Origin of the sequence: Mucilaginibacter gossypiicola, from assembly GCF_900110105.1 — a bacterium.
Lineage (GTDB): Bacteria > Bacteroidota > Bacteroidia > Sphingobacteriales > Sphingobacteriaceae > Mucilaginibacter > Mucilaginibacter gossypiicola.
In genome coordinates, this window is record NZ_FOCL01000004.1 from 324,716 (window position 1) to 341,061 (window position 16,346).

Below are 16,346 nucleotides of genomic sequence, written 5' to 3' on the forward strand. Positions count from 1 at the left end.
ACAATAGTTTTCTTTACTATTTCTAAAATCTCATTTAAGTGTTCTAATAGGAGTCCATTCTCTCCGCTATCCCAGGAAGACCCGGCTTTTGCCGGGTCTTCCTGTTTCATCAAATGGACAATACATATCGCCATTTTCCAAGTCTCCTTCCATTTTAAGGATATGTTGACAACAGCACAAAAAAGGGTAAAAACTGCATAACGATATCAGCGGTTCCAAACAGCTATTTTTTTATGATCAATAGGCGAAGAGATTTTCTTTTTCTATTTTAGGAACAACCAGTATGTGGTGTATTACATGGAGAAAATAAAAACTACAATTCCTTATTACACAGAAATAAACGATTTTTTGGACTCTATTCCATGGCCGGGGCGAACAACTGATCCTGATTTTTACTGTTTGAGGTTAAAGCCACTCGATCAGGGGCGGCAGGTATACAGGCCACCTTTTAAACGTTCATTCTATTTTTTTGCCCTGCTATTCAATTCCGGCAGGATTCAAGTTAACTATGGCGATCAGACCATTCATGATCCTGAGTCTTATCTTGTCTTTCATTCGCCTAATCTCGTGTATAGCTTTGCTCATAACAATGCTTTGGAGGGTTATGTGATTTACTTTAAGCCGGAATGCTTTTCATTCTTCAAACCAGATTTTCATCAGCAATTCCGCCTGTTTGATGTGTTACATACCAACCTGTTTAAGTTTGATCTGGACACATTTAAACAATTGGTTCCGCATTTTGAAGCCGTATTTGCAGCTTATGAAAGGTCGGCCAAAGTACAGCATATGGAAGCAAGGATAAAGTTGCTCGGCTTGCTTTACTATCTGGAAGACTTTGCCCTGGAAAAGAAAGAAGATATCCGCCTGGCTACAACGCAACAAATCCTGTTGCGTAAATTTATTCAGTTAATTGATAACCATTATATCAATAAGCGCACCGTGCAGGAATACGCGGATATGCTTTCTGTTACCGCTAATTACCTCTCCCAATCTGTCAAACATGCTTCGGGAAAAAATGCACTTACCTTTATTGCCGAACGTCTGGCCACCGAAGCCCGGTCGCTCATTCAATACACCGATTTAGAGGTGACCGAGATCGCCTATCAACTCAACTTTTCAGACCCCGCTAACTTTGGTAAATTTTTCAAAAGGCAGGTAGGCTTGTCGCCCACAGAGTTCCGGAAACAACGCAAGTAATTAAATTGACCTGTTTATCCAAGTTTTAAACCAAATCTTTTGTGACTGGCTAAGTTTCTTTGTTCGATTGATCAAATGGTAAATATCTAAAAATCAAACTTTATGAATTACAATCCTGCTGTGGATGCTTATATAGCTAACTCCGAAAACTTTGCAAAACCCATTCTTGAGCATTGGCGCCGGCTTATTCACGAAAATTGCCCGGGTGCTGAAGAAGCGATAAAATGGAGTTTTCCGCATTTTGATTATAAAGGCGATAACATGTGTGTAGTGGCATCCTATAAAAAACACTGCTCCTTTACATTTCTGAAAGCCGAACTGATGACAGACTTACGCCTGAAAGCAAACAAGGACTTGAAGCCGATCCAAAGATTTTTGGGGAAGATCAGTAAAATAGGTGACCTGCCTCCTGACAATGAATTTATAGCAATGCTTAAAGAAGCCATGCAGTTAAACGAAAAAGGCATCAAGATAAAAAGGGACAAACCGGAATCTGATAAACCCAAGGTATTGGAAACCCCCGATTATCTGCTGGCTGCATTAGTAGCTAACCCCAAAGCAAAGGATGTTTTTGAAAGCAAATCAAACTCCTTCCGTAAGGAATATATTATTTGGATAACCGACGCCAAAACTGCCGAAACACGACAAAAAAGAATAAGTGAAGCTTTAGAATGGATAGCCGAGGGAAAAGGCAGGTTTTGGAAGCATCAAAAATAAAGATTCTAAATTTATTATTGCCAGAATCTCATTTAGGTGTTCTAACGGGCTCTCTTTACCTCCGCCAGCACATCTATCAGGTTGGAAAAAGCGAATTGATTAAAGGCAAATACAACAACTACGTGCCTTATCCTAAAAATATGCGGGATGCGAAAGCTTTTGTAGAGCAATATAAAGAATATGCAAAGTTCTCGGAGCGATCATGTTAAACTCCAATGCCCGCTTACTAATGATAGTAAAGGATAAATAGTTATAGCCTCCCGTTTGTAACCAAAGTTGAGCTATCTTAGGCAAATGGAAGCGATAATATTTTGCGGTATTCAGGCAACTGGAAAGACTACTTTTTTTAAAGAGAAGTTTTTTAAAACGCATATACGTATCTCATTAGATCAGTTAAACACCAGAAATAAAGAACTCAAGTTTATTGAAACCTGTATCCTTACCTTTCACCCTTTTGTAATAGACAATACTAACCCCTCTCAAGAAGAGAGAGCAAAATATATTGCCATTGCAAAGGCAAATAAGTTTAAAGTGATCGGGTATTATTTTCAATCAAAATTGACCGACGCATTAGAACGTAATAGCCTGCGTTTTGGTAAAGAGAAGATTCCTGAAATTGGAATAAAAGGAACTTACAGACGATTGAACCTGCCATCTGTTGACGAGGGGTTCGACGAACTATATTATGTGACTGCTGAAAATAATACATTCACCGTAAAAGAATGGTCAAATGAAATTTGATGATTTAGATGTTAAAATGAGGGTTTATGAAACCTCGCAAGATCGTTGTGTTTTACCTGAAATGTACATTGTAGCCAGAATAGATGGACGGGGTTTTACCAGGCTAACTAAAGAAGTTCATCAGTTTGAAGCCCCATTTGATGAAAAATTCCGCGACCTGATGGTGGAAACGGTAAAGCATCTTATGAACTGCGGTTTCAATGTGATTTACGGTTATACTGAAAGCGATGAAATATCATTGTTGTTTCATCCTGAAGAAAATCTATTTGGTCGTAAGACCAGAAAGTATATTTCTATTCTGGCAGGCGAAGCCAGTGCTAAATTTTCTTCTCTTCTTGGAAGTGTAGGGGCTTTTGACTGCCGTATTTCTGAACTTCCAAACAAGAGGTTGGTAGAAGATTATTTCAGATGGCGTAACGAAGATGCGCATAGAAATGCGTTGAATGCACATTGCTATTGGCGTTTAAGGCAAGATAATTATACTGTAAATGAAGCTACTTCCAGGATTGAAGGTATGAGTATCGCGGCAAAGAACGAATTGCTGTTTCAATATGGTGTTAATTTCAATAATACTCCCGCCTGGCAAAAGAGGGGAATAGGCATTTATTGGAAAGATGTGAAAAAAGAAGGATTTAATCCCAAAACCAACGAGCATGTTTTGGTTGATAAGCGAGTCCTGCACGTTGATTTAGAGTTGCCAATGCGCGAAGAATACAATAAATTCATATATGATTTGTTAGGGAGATATGAGGCTCCTGTCGGATAGAGTTTACATAATTCTTCACACGATCCTAAGGGAACAAAATATTTGAATGCGCATTTTTTTCTAATTTAGTGCCGTGAAACGATTATCAGCGATTTTACTTATTCTGTTTTACTCAGTATCTGTTTTTGGGTTTACCATAAACAGGCTTTACTGTTGCGGTAAACTGGCTGATGTATCGCTATCTGCCGCCGCTGTGTGCAAAATGGAGCATAAGACCGGCGATTTATCCTGCTGTAAAAGTGTTAAGACAACGCTCAAGGTAAAGGATAACCACGTTGCAGCCCGTACAGAACAGTCGCTCAAAAATACCTTTGCAATTGTTACCCCGGTGTTTTTTCTTCCCGCTTCTTCGGAAGGAGTAATACAGAGTGCTTGGCATGCTTACAACAGCAAGGCACCGCCCTGCAGGCAACGGCTGCTTTATATCCTTTACGCCAACTACAGAATTTGACTCCTTCCCGTATTTTCCGCCGTATTGCCTGACTGGTTCTTGCCAATCATTATTCAGGCGATTTTCTCATTAATCAATTTTTTTACTGCTTTATTGCCGGGTGATTTTCGGCAATGAGCATCAACATATTTTCGAAAATGAAAACTATCAAATTTTTAATCGTTTTGTTTGGCCTGTTCATTTCAGCATCATTGGTTCAGGCAAAATGTTTTAGTGCTAAAAATATTTCTTCTGTACAGGATTTGCCGGTGGCTATAAAAAATGCCCGCGTATCCGATTATAAAATACTTGACAACGGCCCGATCATTATTTATGAACGCAGTCGCCCGGGTGATAAACTCAATCTTTTTAAACCGATTATTACTCACTATTTTAGCGTAAAGGGAACAGACAAAGTTTACCTGCTTACCCTGGATAATTTGAAAAAGATATACCGCAGCAGTCCTCATTTTGATGTGTTGGATACCCGTTTTAAAACAGATAGGGACCTGTTGGCTTACGATGGTATACACAAACAATATAGTGTCAATTACTACTTGTCGAAGGTAGATGCTGCTCAACTTTAAAATTTGCAATTAATCATCAAATCCATAACAAATCAAACTCATGAAAAAAGTAATGTTAATGGCTGTTGCCATCCTTTTCTCAGTTACCGGCGCGTTTGCCGCCCATAGCGGCAGGATGTTGCCTGATACTGCCAAAACCAAAAAGGTTAAGCCGGCAAAAGTGCAATATACCTGTACCATGCATCCCGAAGTGTTAAGCGACAAACCCGGTAAATGCCCTAAATGCGGCATGACCCTGGTTAAAAAGGAATCTGCAAAAAAGAAAGCAGATACCATGAAGATGAAAATGTAAATGAGCTAAGCCCGGAGCAATTGCTCTCAATCAATAGCTTAAATTTAAATAAAAAAGCGCCCTGAAATTTCTTTTAGGGCGCTTTTTTTATTAAACGGACTTCTGTAATCGCCGGTACCGCAATATTACCTCAAAAATGCCTGTCGGCTGTAAATTGTTTTACCGGGCAAGCTTTTACCGCCCTATGAAACACAAAGCTTTATGGCCGGTATCATCTGCGTTAAAACCCCGGCACTTATCTACTTCCAGTCCTGTATGTGAAAGCTGCACCGGCAATCCGGACAATTATTTAAAAAAGTTTGTTTGTGTTTAAAAAGTTTCTACTTTTATAAAATAATAGACCAGAATAGACCAATAAAATCAAAATTGAATTATGAAAAGAAAAGTACCTAAAAAACTGGGGCTTGTTATGTTTTGCTGTGTCATGTTATGCAGTATTCAGCAAGCATTTTCCCAACAGCTTAAATCAATTTCGGGGCGGGTAAAGGATGAACAGGGTTTACCCATGCCATCGGTAAGCGTCAGTTTAGTAGGAACCTCGCAAGGAACCACAACCAATGCCGATGGGGTTTACAAGATCAGCGTACCCGAAAACGCTACGCTGTTATTTTCCTTTCTCGGTTATGAAAAGCAAACTATAAAGGTTACTGCTAACTGGAATGGAAATGTATCAATGTTGCCCGATAAAAAGGCGAAAGACCTGAACGAGGTTGTTGTGGTGGCTTACGGCACGCAAAAAAAAGCCAACTTAACCGGTTCGGTAGCTGCAATAGGGGCAAAGGAACTTCAGGACAGGCCGGTTACCAACCTTAATGATGCCTTGCAGGGCACCATGGCCGGCGTTACTGTCACAACAACCGGCGGGCAGCCCGGCACAACCGGTAATATTAATGTTCGTGGTATCGGGACATTGAACAATAGTAACCCAATGGTTGTAGTAGACGGAATTATCGGCAGTTTATCGGATGTAAACCCTAATGATGTGCAGTCTGTTTCGGTATTGAAGGATGCGGCTTCCGCTGCAATTTATGGCTCAAGGGCTGCCAACGGTGTTATACTGATTACCACTAAGCGCGGTAAAAGTGGTAAGATGCAGGTAAATTATACAGGTTATGCCGGTAAGCAAAAAGCAACAAACCTGCCCGACTTTCTACCCTCATGGCAGGCGGCCACCTTGTACAATCAGGCCCTGGCAAACGAAGGGCAGGTACCTTACTGGACAGCTGAGGATATCACCCTGTTTAAAAATCAAACCGATCCTGATACGCACCCCAATACCAATTGGCAGGGTTTCCTTTATAAAGGCAGTGGTTTTCAACAAAACCATGCTGTGAACATCAGCGGCGGGGACGAGAAAACTCAATATGCTTTTTCCTTAGGCTATTTTCAACAGGATGGTATTATCCAGAAATCAACTTTCAAAAGGTATTCCACCCGTATGAATATCAATTCGGCCATAACAAAGAATTTTAGCGTTAATGCTAATCTCTCGTTTTTATATGCGCCAACCCAGGCACCGGATGGTTTAGGCGGTGGCGACATCGGTGGTATTATCGGAACAACAGCTGCCATGAACAGCACTGTGGTAAACCAGTACAAAAACGGTGTATATAACTATTTATCGTTCGGTAACCCTATTGCATGGCTCAATTCGCCGGGTTACAACAATAATCAGAATACGCTTTTTACAGGCAATGTAGGGGCCGATTGGGAGCTTGTTAAAGGATTACATTTCAGGCCATCATTTGCATACCGGTATAATGCAAACCCTGCACAGGAGTTTAAGCCTGCCGATGTTTACTACGATCCCAAAAATCCTTCAACAGTACAGACAACTATCAGCCAAAGCTCATTGGCCAACGCTAATGTTGTGAATAGTTATTATAACCTGCAGGGCCTTTTGGAATATGACAGGCATTTTGGAAAGCATGCTATAGATATATTGGCGGGTGCTTCGCAGGAGCTTACCAATTATCAGTACCTATATGCCTACCGTCAAAACTTCCTGAACAGTTCGCTGTCGCAAATCAATGCGGCGCCATCGTTAGGGCAACAGAATGCCGGTACAGCCAGTCAGCTGGCATTGGTTTCATATTTTGGCCGTGCCAGGTATTCATATGATGATAAGTATTTACTGGAGGCCAATATTCGAGATGATGGTTCTTCCCGTTTTGCAGCGGGACATCAATGGGGTGTATTCCCGTCTTTCTCTGCCGGCTGGAATATATCTAAAGAGCCCTTTTTCGAATCGCTATCAAATACAATACCCCTGCTTAAGTTAAGGGGCTCATGGGGCAAACTGGGTAATCAAACGCTGGTAAACACCAACACGGGTAATCAAACGCTGGTAAGTTTGGGGGGCTTAAATATCATAAGCCCTTATCCTGCTATTTCGGTTATTTCGGGCGGACAAAATTATTCGTTCAACCAAACGCTGGCACCGGGTATTGCACTTAATAATGGCGCAAATCCGCTTATCACCTGGGAAAAATCAACCACTACAGATGTAGGCTTTGATATGGAACTGCTGAACAGCAAGTTGAGCTTCACTGCCGATTACTTTGTTAAAAACACCAACGATATCCTTTTACAATTACCGGCCAGTAATGTTTACGGCTTTACTACACCTTACCAAAACGCAGGTGCCGTACGTAACAAAGGCTGGGAATTTGCCGCTGCATATCGCGACAAGATCGGTGCCGTTTCTTACAATATCGCCATAAACGCCTCATTCATCACCAATAAGATAACTGACTTGGCTGGTACTGGTTCTATCTCAAGCGGCCTGGTTGTGGGTGAGCCTATCAAAGCATTTTACGGATATCAGGTTGAAGGTATTTTCCAGACACAACAACAGGTAGATCAGCATGCTAAACAAAGTGGCGGCGTTATAGGCCCGGGTGATCTGATGTATAAAGATATCAGCGGACCAAACGGTAAACCTGATGGTGTTATTGATGGCAACGACCGTGTATACCTTGGTACACCCTTCCCTAAAACAGCATTTGGCTTTACGCTTGGCGCAGGTTGGAAAGGTTTCAACGTAAGTGGCTTTTTCCAGGGGGCTTTGGGTGTTAAAAACTACGTTCAGGGTTTTGAATTGGGTTCATTGCAGCAGGCAAACATTGGCAACCCAACCAGTGCCCTGCTTGATGCCTGGACACCATCCAACACATCAGCTACCTTCCCAAGGTTATGGTCAACCTATTCACAAAATAATCCGCAAAGCTTTGTATCCTCATTTTGGGTGCGAAATGCATCATACCTAAGGTTAAAGAATTTACTGGTGAGCTATAATTTGCCTGCCAAATCGCTTGAACGTTTAGGTGTAAAAGGTGTAAGGATTTATTACAGCGGACAGAATATCCTGACGTTCACCAGTTTCTATAAATGGGTGGATCCCGAAACCAGCGCCGGAAACAATGCCTATGGCTCTTATCCGCAGCTGAAAACAAATACGCTTGGCCTGGAGGTAACATTCTAATTATTAAAGAAATCGTCGATGAAAAAATTAATCATAACCACAATTATTTTAGGCTCACTGGCAGCATCCGGATGCCGAAAGAGTTTCCTGGACAGGGCTCCTTTAGATTCCTATACCAATAATGTACTTTGGAAGTCCTCTAATGATGCTATTGCTGCCTTAAATGGCTGTTACTCCAAATGGGGCGGCAGCAATAACGGCTATTACGGGGTTTTTGCCGATAATAACTCTGATAACACGTTCGATCAGTTTCCCTGGGAAAACTGGCTGTCCCTGTCTGCAGGTATAGCAACACCAACTAATACCGGCTATTCCAAATGGAACTACAGCTGTATCCAAACCTGCAACTGGTTTTTAGACAATGTTAGTGCTACCAATATGGACGCAACGCTAAAAGCCAGGCTGATAGCTGAAGCCCGCTTTTTAAGGGCCTATGAGTATTTTACGCTCAGCCAGTTATATGGAGCAGTGCCTCTGGTTGAACATAATATTACGCCTGATGAAGCTAATAAGGTAACACAATCAACCAAGGCTGATGTTGTTGCTTATATATTGAAAGAGCTTACTGCAATTGCACCTGATCTTCCGGTTAAATATTCTGGTTCGGATGTTGGCCGTATAACCAGCGGCGCAGCCATCGCTTTAAAGGCAAGGATAGAACTATTCAATAAAATGTATCCGGAGTGTATTGCCGATTGTCAGAAACTAATGGCGCCGCCTTATAGCTATACTATATATCCAAGCTATGTTGATTTGTTCCGTCAGCCTTTTGCTGATAATCAGGAGGTGATCCTCGACGTTCAGTTTAAAGCAAGCGACAACAATTTTGGATGGGCCAGAAACATGACCATTAACTCATTGGGCGGATATAACTCAATAGCGCCAACCCAAAGCCTGGTTGATGCCTATGAAACAACAAACGGTAAAACTATTGACGATGCTGCATCAGGATATGATGCAACACAGCCTTACAAAAACAGGGACCCAAGGCTTACCGCAACCGTATTTTATCCGGGTACACAATACAGCAGTAAATTACCCTACGGATCATACTACGATCCAATTTCAAGCAGTCCTAAAACTTTAGATCATTGGGGCGATAACAACTGTAGTCCTTCAGCATATGGTTTGCGGAAATACACCCCGGTAATTGCCGATTTTCCTAATATGGATCAGGTAGGTATGGATGTTATCCTGATCCGTTATGCCGAAATAAAACTGATGGATGCTGAAGCTAAGATTGAAAGCAATAAAATTGATGCTACGGTGTATGATGATATCAACTCGGTAAGGAAACGCCCGGATGTAAATATGCCCGCTGTTGATCAATCAAAATACAACGATCAGGCAAGTTTGCGTACATTGTTGCGCCGGGAACGTAGGGTAGAGCTTGCTGTTGAAGGGCTTCGCTGGTTTGATATTCAGCGCTGGCAGATCGGTGCCCAGGTAATGAACGGGCAAGTTACCGGCAGCTTGCTGGGTACTGTAAACCAAACCAATGGTGCAACTACCCTTACACCGGGAACAACCATTAAAGTAGGCACGCCGCGTGTATTTGATGCGGCCAAAAATTACCTGTGGCCAATACCGCAAACAGAGATTGACCTCAATAAAAACCTGAAACAAAATCCGGGTTATTAATTAAAATTAAAGCTTGTTTAGCAGCGTAGTTGCTAAACAAGCTTTTCAAATGCCAAAGAGATTTAAAACAACCTGGCTTTTGATATTAAAGAAAAAGAGCAGTAAGCTTGCTGCCTTTTTTCTTACTTTGGCTAAAATGTACCGGTATAATGGATAGAATTTTTCAAGAGATTAAGAAACTGACAGATATTCCCTCATATTCAAAGCATGACAGGTTTGTGCAGGGCATCATTAATGCCATTAACGAAAAGGTTATAGGGCAGGATGAAATGCTGCCTTCTGTAAATAAGCTGATTAAGGAGCTGGGCTTTTCGAGGGAAACGATCATCAAGGGATACCGGGATCTGATTAGCAGGGGGATTGTAGAGTCAAAAAACAGGCATGGCTATTTTGTAGCCAACAGTAATGCCGAGCAAACACTGAATGTTGCCCTGCTGATGTATAATCTGGATAGTTTTGAAGAGCAGTTTTATCGCAACTTCCGTCATGAGCTGGGCCCTAACATCCGTTTGAACCCTTACTTTCATCACGGTGATATTGAGATATTTGAAACTATCCTTAACCAGATAAAGGGGAAATATGGGATGTATGTAATAGCACCCATTCCGCATCCTAAAACAAAGGAACTGCTGGAGACCATTCCACGAAATAAATTCCTGATGTTTGACCGTTATGAGCCGCTTGAGGGCGATTTTAACCACATTACCCAGGAGTTTGGGGAGTCATCGTACAGGATCCTGGCAGAGTTGGCACCTAAGATCAAAAAATTTGACGAGATCATATTTTACCATTCGCCGGCTTCACTGGATCCGAAGGAGATTGTGCCGTCTTTCAAAAAATTTCTGAAAGATTTCAATATCAAAGGCCGTATCATTAAGGAATATACACATGGTTCGGTTGAAAAAGGGAAGGTTTACTTTACGCTGGACAACTTTGCACTATGGCAAATCATGCGCGATTGCAAAAGCCTGCAACTGGTTCCGGGTAAAGATGTTGGCGTGCTTTCAAGTAATGATGAACCTGCAAAAGAAATCATTGGTGTTACCACATTTTCTGCTGATTTTGCAAACATGGGGAAACTGGCCGGGCAGGCCATAGTGAATAAGGATAAGATCACCTTAACGGTGCCGACTATTTTGTTTGAACGGAATACACTTTAAAAATTTAACCTAAATCAGGAAAAAGTGAACGGGCTTATACTAACCAGCTTTCTTTTTTTTACAGGCATAGTAGGTTTGGTGTCCTGGATTAAATTGCGAAAAAGCAGGCTTAATACGCTCAATAGCTTTTTTTTGGCCGATAGAAGCCTGAGCTTTTTATTAGTAGGCGGGGGATTGTTGTTTACCAATATCAATACGGCCACCATTATTGGCGAAAATGAGCTTGCCTATTCGCATAATATGTCGGTTATGGCCTGGGGCATAACTTCGGTGCTGGCAATGCTGCTGGTTTCTGAGTTTTTGATGCCGCTTTACCTTAAGATGGGCATCGCCACTACGCCCGATTATCTGACAGCGCGTTACGGACCAGGAATAGGGAAGTTGGTTTCCTGTATCTTTTTACTTAGCTACATTGTTAATCTGTTACCCTCGGTTTTATACAGTGGCGCGGTTGCCTTCAATGGCTTGTTCCATTTTTCAGAAATTTGGAAAGCCGATTATTGGACAACCATCTGGATCCTGATTTGGGTGATGGGGACGGTTGGCTGTCTTTATTCATTATTGGGCGGTTTAAAAGCAATATCGGTTTCTGATACTTTGTTGGGCTTCGGCATATTTGCAGGCGGGCTTTTGCTGCCTTTTTTCGGCCTGAGATACCTGGGACAGGGCAATATGATGCAGGGATTGCACATTTTATTGCATAACAAACAGGAACATTTAAACAGTATAGGAGCGGCAACCGACCCTATACCTTTTGGTACATTATTTACCGGTATGCTGCTGGTTAACCTGTATTACTGGGGTACAGAGCAATATATTGTTCAGCAGGTGCTGGCGTCAAAAGATCTTAAAAACTGCCAAAAGGGTATAGCTGTTGCCTGTGCAGGTAAATTGATATCACCGTTGCTGCTAAATGTGCCCGGGCTTATTGCAGTACATATTTTTACGCACCTGGATAACCCGGCCGAAGTATTTCCGAAGCTGGATAGCCTGGTGTCGCCACCTTTTATAGCGGGGTACATAGCTGCAATTATTTTTGGCGCTGCTTTAACAACATTCAATGCGGGGCTAAATAGCTCAAGTACCTTATTTGTATTGAACATCTATAAACCCTGGACTGAGAAACGAGGTAAACCGGCCGACGAAAAACATATGATTAGCACGGCTAAAATGTTCGAGATCCTGATCTGTTTGCTGGCGATGTTCATTGCTCCCTTTATCATTTTTGTTAAAAATGGCTTTTATACCTATGTGCAAATGGTAAACGGTTTTTTCAATGTGCCCATCTTTACCATTATGTTTATCGGTTTTGTAACCAAAAAGGTACCAGCCATAGCTGCCAAAATCGGGTTGATGTTTTTTATTGTTAGCTATGCGCTTACCCAGCTGGTTTTTGATCTGCATATCCATTTTCTGCACATCCTGGCCATATTATTTGTGGTAACATGTGGGCTTATGTTGTTTATCGGCAGGCTTTATCCTATGCCGGTGCCTTACAAACAGCAGCTTAATACTATGGTAGATATAAAGCCATGGAAAAACCGGCACATCTATAGCTGCATACTGTTACTGCTTATGATACTGATGTTTATCGTATTTTCTCCACTCGGGCTTGCAAAATAAGTTTTGGACAATAAATAAAATTATCTATTTTTATAAAATAGACCAGAATAGACCAAATTAACTCAACTACATGAATACTATGGTTTCATTTGCATGCAGGCTATTTACCACCATGGTAATGCTGTGTATGTTTCTCACATCTTCGGCTTTTGCCCAGGATGTAAAATTTACCTCATCTGATAAAAAAATAGAACAGGCTTTTGATTGGGCCAAAAGTATGGCCCTGCACTATAAAGGGCATCCTGCCGACCCGGTAGGGCCATGGTATGAATCGGCATTGCCTCCTCGTGATGCTTTTTGTATGCGCGATGTATCACACCAGAGCATCGGTGCCGAGATTTTGGGTTTGCAGCGCGAAAACCATAATATGCTTACCTTATTTGCCCGTAATATATCAGTCTCAAAAAACTGGTGTTCTTATTGGGAAATGAACAAATCAGGCAAGCCTGCTCCGGAGGATTACAGAAACGATCGCGAATTCTGGTACAATCTACCCGCCAATTTTGATGTGCTTTACGCCAGCTGGCGACTTTATTTATGGGCTGGGGATAAGTACTATATTAATGACCCCGCATTTGTTCATTTCCAGGAAAAAACCGTTAAAGATTATATTGATGCCTGGGTACTTGCAGCCGACTCCATGCTGAACAGGCCCGCCCATCCAAATGCACCGGTACCTTTTAATGAAAGTGATGCTTTTCATCGTTGCCGCGGTTTACCTTCCTATTCGGAAGGGGTACCTAACCTGAAAACCGGTGCCGATCTTGTAGCCGCACTTTATAGGGGGCTGTTAACCTATTCAGCCATACAGGCCAGTAAAGGTAAGCAGGTAGAAGCGTTAAAGTATGCTGCCAAAGCCGAAAAGTACAGGCAACAGTTAGAGGCCGACTGGTGGGATGCAAAAGAGAATTTATACTTCACTTACTACAGTAATGATCATCATTTTGGTAGGGATGAGGGTGAAACTTTTTTGCTTTGGTTTGATGCGCTGAAAGATAGCACACGTATTAAACAAACACTCGGACACCTCAGTTCTAAAACCTGGAACGTAGAAAATACATCCTACCTGCCGTTGATATTTTACAACAATGGTTCATGGCAAAAGGCCCGGGACTATATACTTTATCTGTCGGATAAAAACACCGAAAGAAGAGAATACCCGGAGGTTTCCTTTGGCGTAGTAGAAGGTGTTGTTCAAGGCTTGATGGGTATCACACCTGATGCGCGTTCACTAAGCGTTGGCACTATTTATAAAACAACCGATAATAGTAACGCTACCATTAGCAATTTACCATTGCTTGGTACCCTTATTAATGTTACCCATCAAAATACACAACAATCGTCCCTTACCAATGCCGGAAAACGGCAATTGAAATGGAAAGCTATGTTTTATGGCAATTATAAACATGTATTTGTGAATGAAAAGCAAACGCCTGTCAAGCAATTTACAGATACCAGCGGAAAACGTATATCCTTTGTAGAGGTTGTTGTTAAACCGGGGCAACAGGTAAAAGTGAGCGTGAAATAATAAAAATCAATAACATCCTTATTCCAACCATATTTAATGAATTCTTATTTGCGTCAATTTTGCTTCGCTTTATTTATATTTTTTGCACAACTGCATTTTGCATCTGCCCAACAATTAGTGCTGCCACAGCAGAATAACAGATGGGCTTTACAGCCGGATGGCAGCATCACCTGGAACATTAATGATCGCCTGCCTCATGCCGATCATATTGAAATGTCGGGCGAGAAAGTATCCTTGTGGGTAGCCTACCAGGTTGACAACGCTGGCCTGTGCCACTTGTCACGTACCGTGGTTTTCCCAACATTTCGGATGCTTCCGGATGATACCAGGAGCCACATCGCCTACACTTTTGATGATAATGCCCTGCCGCGAATGTATGTTGATGATGAACTATTGTGGCCGGATGCAGCAAAAGGCGGTGTAGATTTGCCCGCCAAAAGTATCAATCAGCATGGGATCATGCGTATCTCATACCGTACAGATAAGTTAAAGCAGGTTAAAATAGAACATAGTTTATTTCCATCAACAGAAAAACCTCTGGCTGTTGAAACCTATCAATTTACCAACGTGAGCAATAAACCGGTAACAGTGTTTATGGAGCATCTGAAGCGTGAAGTAACAACAGATACACTCAGAAGCAAAGTATCACCGCATACCGTTGTTGTACAATCTGTAAACGACGGCCGGAGAATTCTGCAGCCTGGTCAGTCATATACTTTTGCTGTTGGTTACCTGGCAACTGATCATCCGCAATCACTGCAGCCCATTATGCCCGGTTTGGAAGAGAAAGCCAGGCAGCATCGTATAGCGGAAATTGAGGCCCCCTTACAACTGCAAACGCCCGACAGCATTTTAAACGCGATGTTTGCTTTTGCCAAGATCAGGGCTACAGAAAGTATTTTTAAAACAAAGGCCGGTTACATGCACGGGCCTGGCGGTTTATCATATTATGCTGCCATATGGGCAAATGATCAGGCAGAGTACGTAAGTCCGTATTTTGCTTTTTCGGGCGATAGCATAGGCGTTTTATCGGCCATGAATTGTTACCGCCTTTTTGCAAGTTATATGAACCCGCAGTATAAACCAATTCCCAGTTCGATAGTAGCCGAAGGCGACGCTGTTTGGGATGGTGCTGGCGACAGGGGCGATCAGGCGATGATAGCTTATGGCGCATCGCGATTTGCACTGGCTTATGGCAAAGCAGATTCGGCCCGGAAATTATGGCCGCTGATAAGCTGGTGCCTGGAATACAGCCGCAGGCATATCAATCCGCAGGGCGTAGTTACGTCTGATGCCGATGAGCTGGAGGGACGGTTCCCGGCGGGTAAAGCCAATCTATCTACCAACTGCCTGTATTATGATGCGCTGATATCAGCCGCTCTGTTGGGCAAACAACTAAATGTTCCTGCTAAAATTACTGATGGGTATCAGAAAGAGGCTGCACAGCTCAAAACGGCAATTGAAAAATACTTTGGGGCAACCATTGGCGGATATCGTACCTACAAATATTACGAAACCAACAACACGTTACGGGCCTGGATCTGCATGCCTTTGGCCATGGGAATTTATGACCGGAAAGAAGGCACCGTTGAAGCGCTGTTTTCGCCGCAACTTTGGACTGCCGACGGGCTCGCCACTGAAGCTGGAAAGGAAACTTTTTGGGACCGCTCAACTTTGTACGCCCTAAGGGGAGTGCTGCAGGCTGGTTTAACCGATAAGGCAATAGCTTATTTGCATTATTATTCTGTCCGCAGGTTACTGGGCGAGCATGTGCCATACCCGGTTGAGGCTTATCCGGAAGGTAACCAACGGCATCTATCTGCCGAGAGCGGCCTATATTGCCGGATCTTTACCGAAGGTTTGTTCGGCATAAGACCTACTGGCTTCCGGAGTTTTGACTGCACGCCCAGGCTACCTCAAAACTGGAATAACATGGCCATGAATAATATCAATGCGTTTGGCAGTACTTTTAATATTGAAGTATCCAGATTGCCCGGCGGAAAGGTGCAGATTAAGGTTATTGAAGGAGCCTCGCAGCGGACTTATCTAAGTAAGAACGGCGACGTTGTTAAAATTACGTTGCGGCACTGATTTAACCTTTTGAGACCAGGGATACCAAAAGTTGGGAAAGTGGCTGTTTCTGGTCAATTTTGAGGGAATGCCATTGCTATTCGGTATGA

13 protein-coding genes are annotated in these 16,346 nt (G+C 42.4%); all 13 read left to right on the forward strand.

The features are described from left to right. Positions 1-297 precede the first annotated feature (297 nt). The gene (locus tag BMX50_RS15105; RefSeq protein ID WP_091211369.1) at positions 298-1,197 is read left to right on the forward strand and encodes a helix-turn-helix domain-containing protein; all 900 of its coding nucleotides are present in this window, start codon (positions 298-300) and stop codon (positions 1,195-1,197) included. A gap of 102 nt (positions 1,198-1,299) precedes the next feature. After that, a complete protein-coding gene (locus BMX50_RS15110) occupies positions 1,300-1,914 on the forward strand; it encodes a YdeI/OmpD-associated family protein (RefSeq protein ID WP_091211370.1) in 615 nt (204 codons plus the stop codon). A gap of 294 nt (positions 1,915-2,208) precedes the next feature. After that, entirely contained in the window at positions 2,209-2,655 is a 447-nt protein-coding gene (locus BMX50_RS15115) for a bifunctional polynucleotide phosphatase/kinase family protein (protein WP_091211371.1), read from the forward strand. Further along, entirely contained in the window at positions 2,645-3,421 is a 777-nt protein-coding gene (locus BMX50_RS15120; protein WP_091211372.1) for a tRNA(His) guanylyltransferase Thg1 family protein, read from the forward strand. The genes BMX50_RS15115 and BMX50_RS15120 overlap by 11 nt, the downstream gene beginning before the upstream one ends. Positions 3,422-3,494: 73 nt before the next feature. Beyond that, on the forward strand, positions 3,495-3,872 hold the full coding sequence (locus BMX50_RS15125) for an HYC_CC_PP family protein (protein ID WP_091211373.1): 378 nt from the start codon (positions 3,495-3,497) through the stop codon (positions 3,870-3,872). A 137-nt stretch (positions 3,873-4,009) separates the two neighbouring features. Then, entirely contained in the window at positions 4,010-4,438 is a 429-nt protein-coding gene (locus BMX50_RS15130; RefSeq protein WP_143065185.1) for a hypothetical protein, read from the forward strand. A gap of 40 nt (positions 4,439-4,478) precedes the next feature. Beyond that, complete coding sequence (locus BMX50_RS15135; RefSeq protein WP_091211375.1) at positions 4,479-4,730, forward strand: heavy metal-binding domain-containing protein; 252 nt, start codon at positions 4,479-4,481, stop codon at positions 4,728-4,730. A gap of 373 nt (positions 4,731-5,103) precedes the next feature. Continuing rightward, positions 5,104-8,214, forward strand: a complete 3,111-nt coding sequence (locus BMX50_RS15140; protein WP_091211376.1) for a SusC/RagA family TonB-linked outer membrane protein — start codon at positions 5,104-5,106, stop codon at positions 8,212-8,214. An 18-nt stretch (positions 8,215-8,232) separates the two neighbouring features. Next, complete coding sequence (locus tag BMX50_RS15145; RefSeq protein ID WP_091211377.1) at positions 8,233-9,855, forward strand: RagB/SusD family nutrient uptake outer membrane protein; 1,623 nt, start codon at positions 8,233-8,235, stop codon at positions 9,853-9,855. A gap of 149 nt (positions 9,856-10,004) precedes the next feature. Next, positions 10,005-11,015 (forward strand): winged helix-turn-helix domain-containing protein, encoded by a 1,011-nt coding sequence (locus tag BMX50_RS15150; RefSeq protein WP_091211378.1) that lies wholly within the window; start codon positions 10,005-10,007, stop codon positions 11,013-11,015. Between the two features lie 24 nt (positions 11,016-11,039). After that, positions 11,040-12,638: a solute:sodium symporter family transporter gene (locus tag BMX50_RS15155; RefSeq protein WP_091211379.1), complete on the forward strand. Its 1,599-nt coding sequence runs from the start codon at positions 11,040-11,042 to the stop codon at positions 12,636-12,638. A 70-nt stretch (positions 12,639-12,708) separates the two neighbouring features. Then, complete coding sequence (locus tag BMX50_RS15160; RefSeq protein ID WP_143065186.1) at positions 12,709-14,166, forward strand: hypothetical protein; 1,458 nt, start codon at positions 12,709-12,711, stop codon at positions 14,164-14,166. A 36-nt stretch (positions 14,167-14,202) separates the two neighbouring features. Further along, a complete protein-coding gene (locus BMX50_RS15165) occupies positions 14,203-16,257 on the forward strand; it encodes a hypothetical protein (protein WP_091211381.1) in 2,055 nt (684 codons plus the stop codon). The last annotated feature ends 89 nt before the right edge of the window (positions 16,258-16,346 follow it).

Bases quoted from the DNA above. Each gene is read 5' to 3' on its own strand.
- BMX50_RS15165 (WP_091211381.1), top strand. From the start codon at position 14,203: ATGAATTCTTATTTGCGTCAATTTTGCTTCGCTTTATTTATATTTTTT.
- BMX50_RS15120 (WP_091211372.1), top strand. From the start codon at position 2,645: ATGAAATTTGATGATTTAGATGTTAAAATGAGGGTTTATGAAACCTCG.
- BMX50_RS15115 (WP_091211371.1), top strand. From the start codon at position 2,209: ATGGAAGCGATAATATTTTGCGGTATTCAGGCAACTGGAAAGACTACT.
- BMX50_RS15145 (WP_091211377.1), top strand. From the start codon at position 8,233: ATGAAAAAATTAATCATAACCACAATTATTTTAGGCTCACTGGCAGCA.
- BMX50_RS15105 (WP_091211369.1), top strand. From the start codon at position 298: ATGGAGAAAATAAAAACTACAATTCCTTATTACACAGAAATAAACGAT.
- BMX50_RS15140 (WP_091211376.1), top strand. From the start codon at position 5,104: ATGAAAAGAAAAGTACCTAAAAAACTGGGGCTTGTTATGTTTTGCTGT.
- BMX50_RS15150 (WP_091211378.1), top strand. From the start codon at position 10,005: ATGGATAGAATTTTTCAAGAGATTAAGAAACTGACAGATATTCCCTCA.
- BMX50_RS15135 (WP_091211375.1), top strand. From the start codon at position 4,479: ATGAAAAAAGTAATGTTAATGGCTGTTGCCATCCTTTTCTCAGTTACC.
- BMX50_RS15110 (WP_091211370.1), top strand. From the start codon at position 1,300: ATGAATTACAATCCTGCTGTGGATGCTTATATAGCTAACTCCGAAAAC.
- BMX50_RS15130 (WP_143065185.1), top strand. From the start codon at position 4,010: ATGAAAACTATCAAATTTTTAATCGTTTTGTTTGGCCTGTTCATTTCA.
- BMX50_RS15160 (WP_143065186.1), top strand. From the start codon at position 12,709: ATGAATACTATGGTTTCATTTGCATGCAGGCTATTTACCACCATGGTA.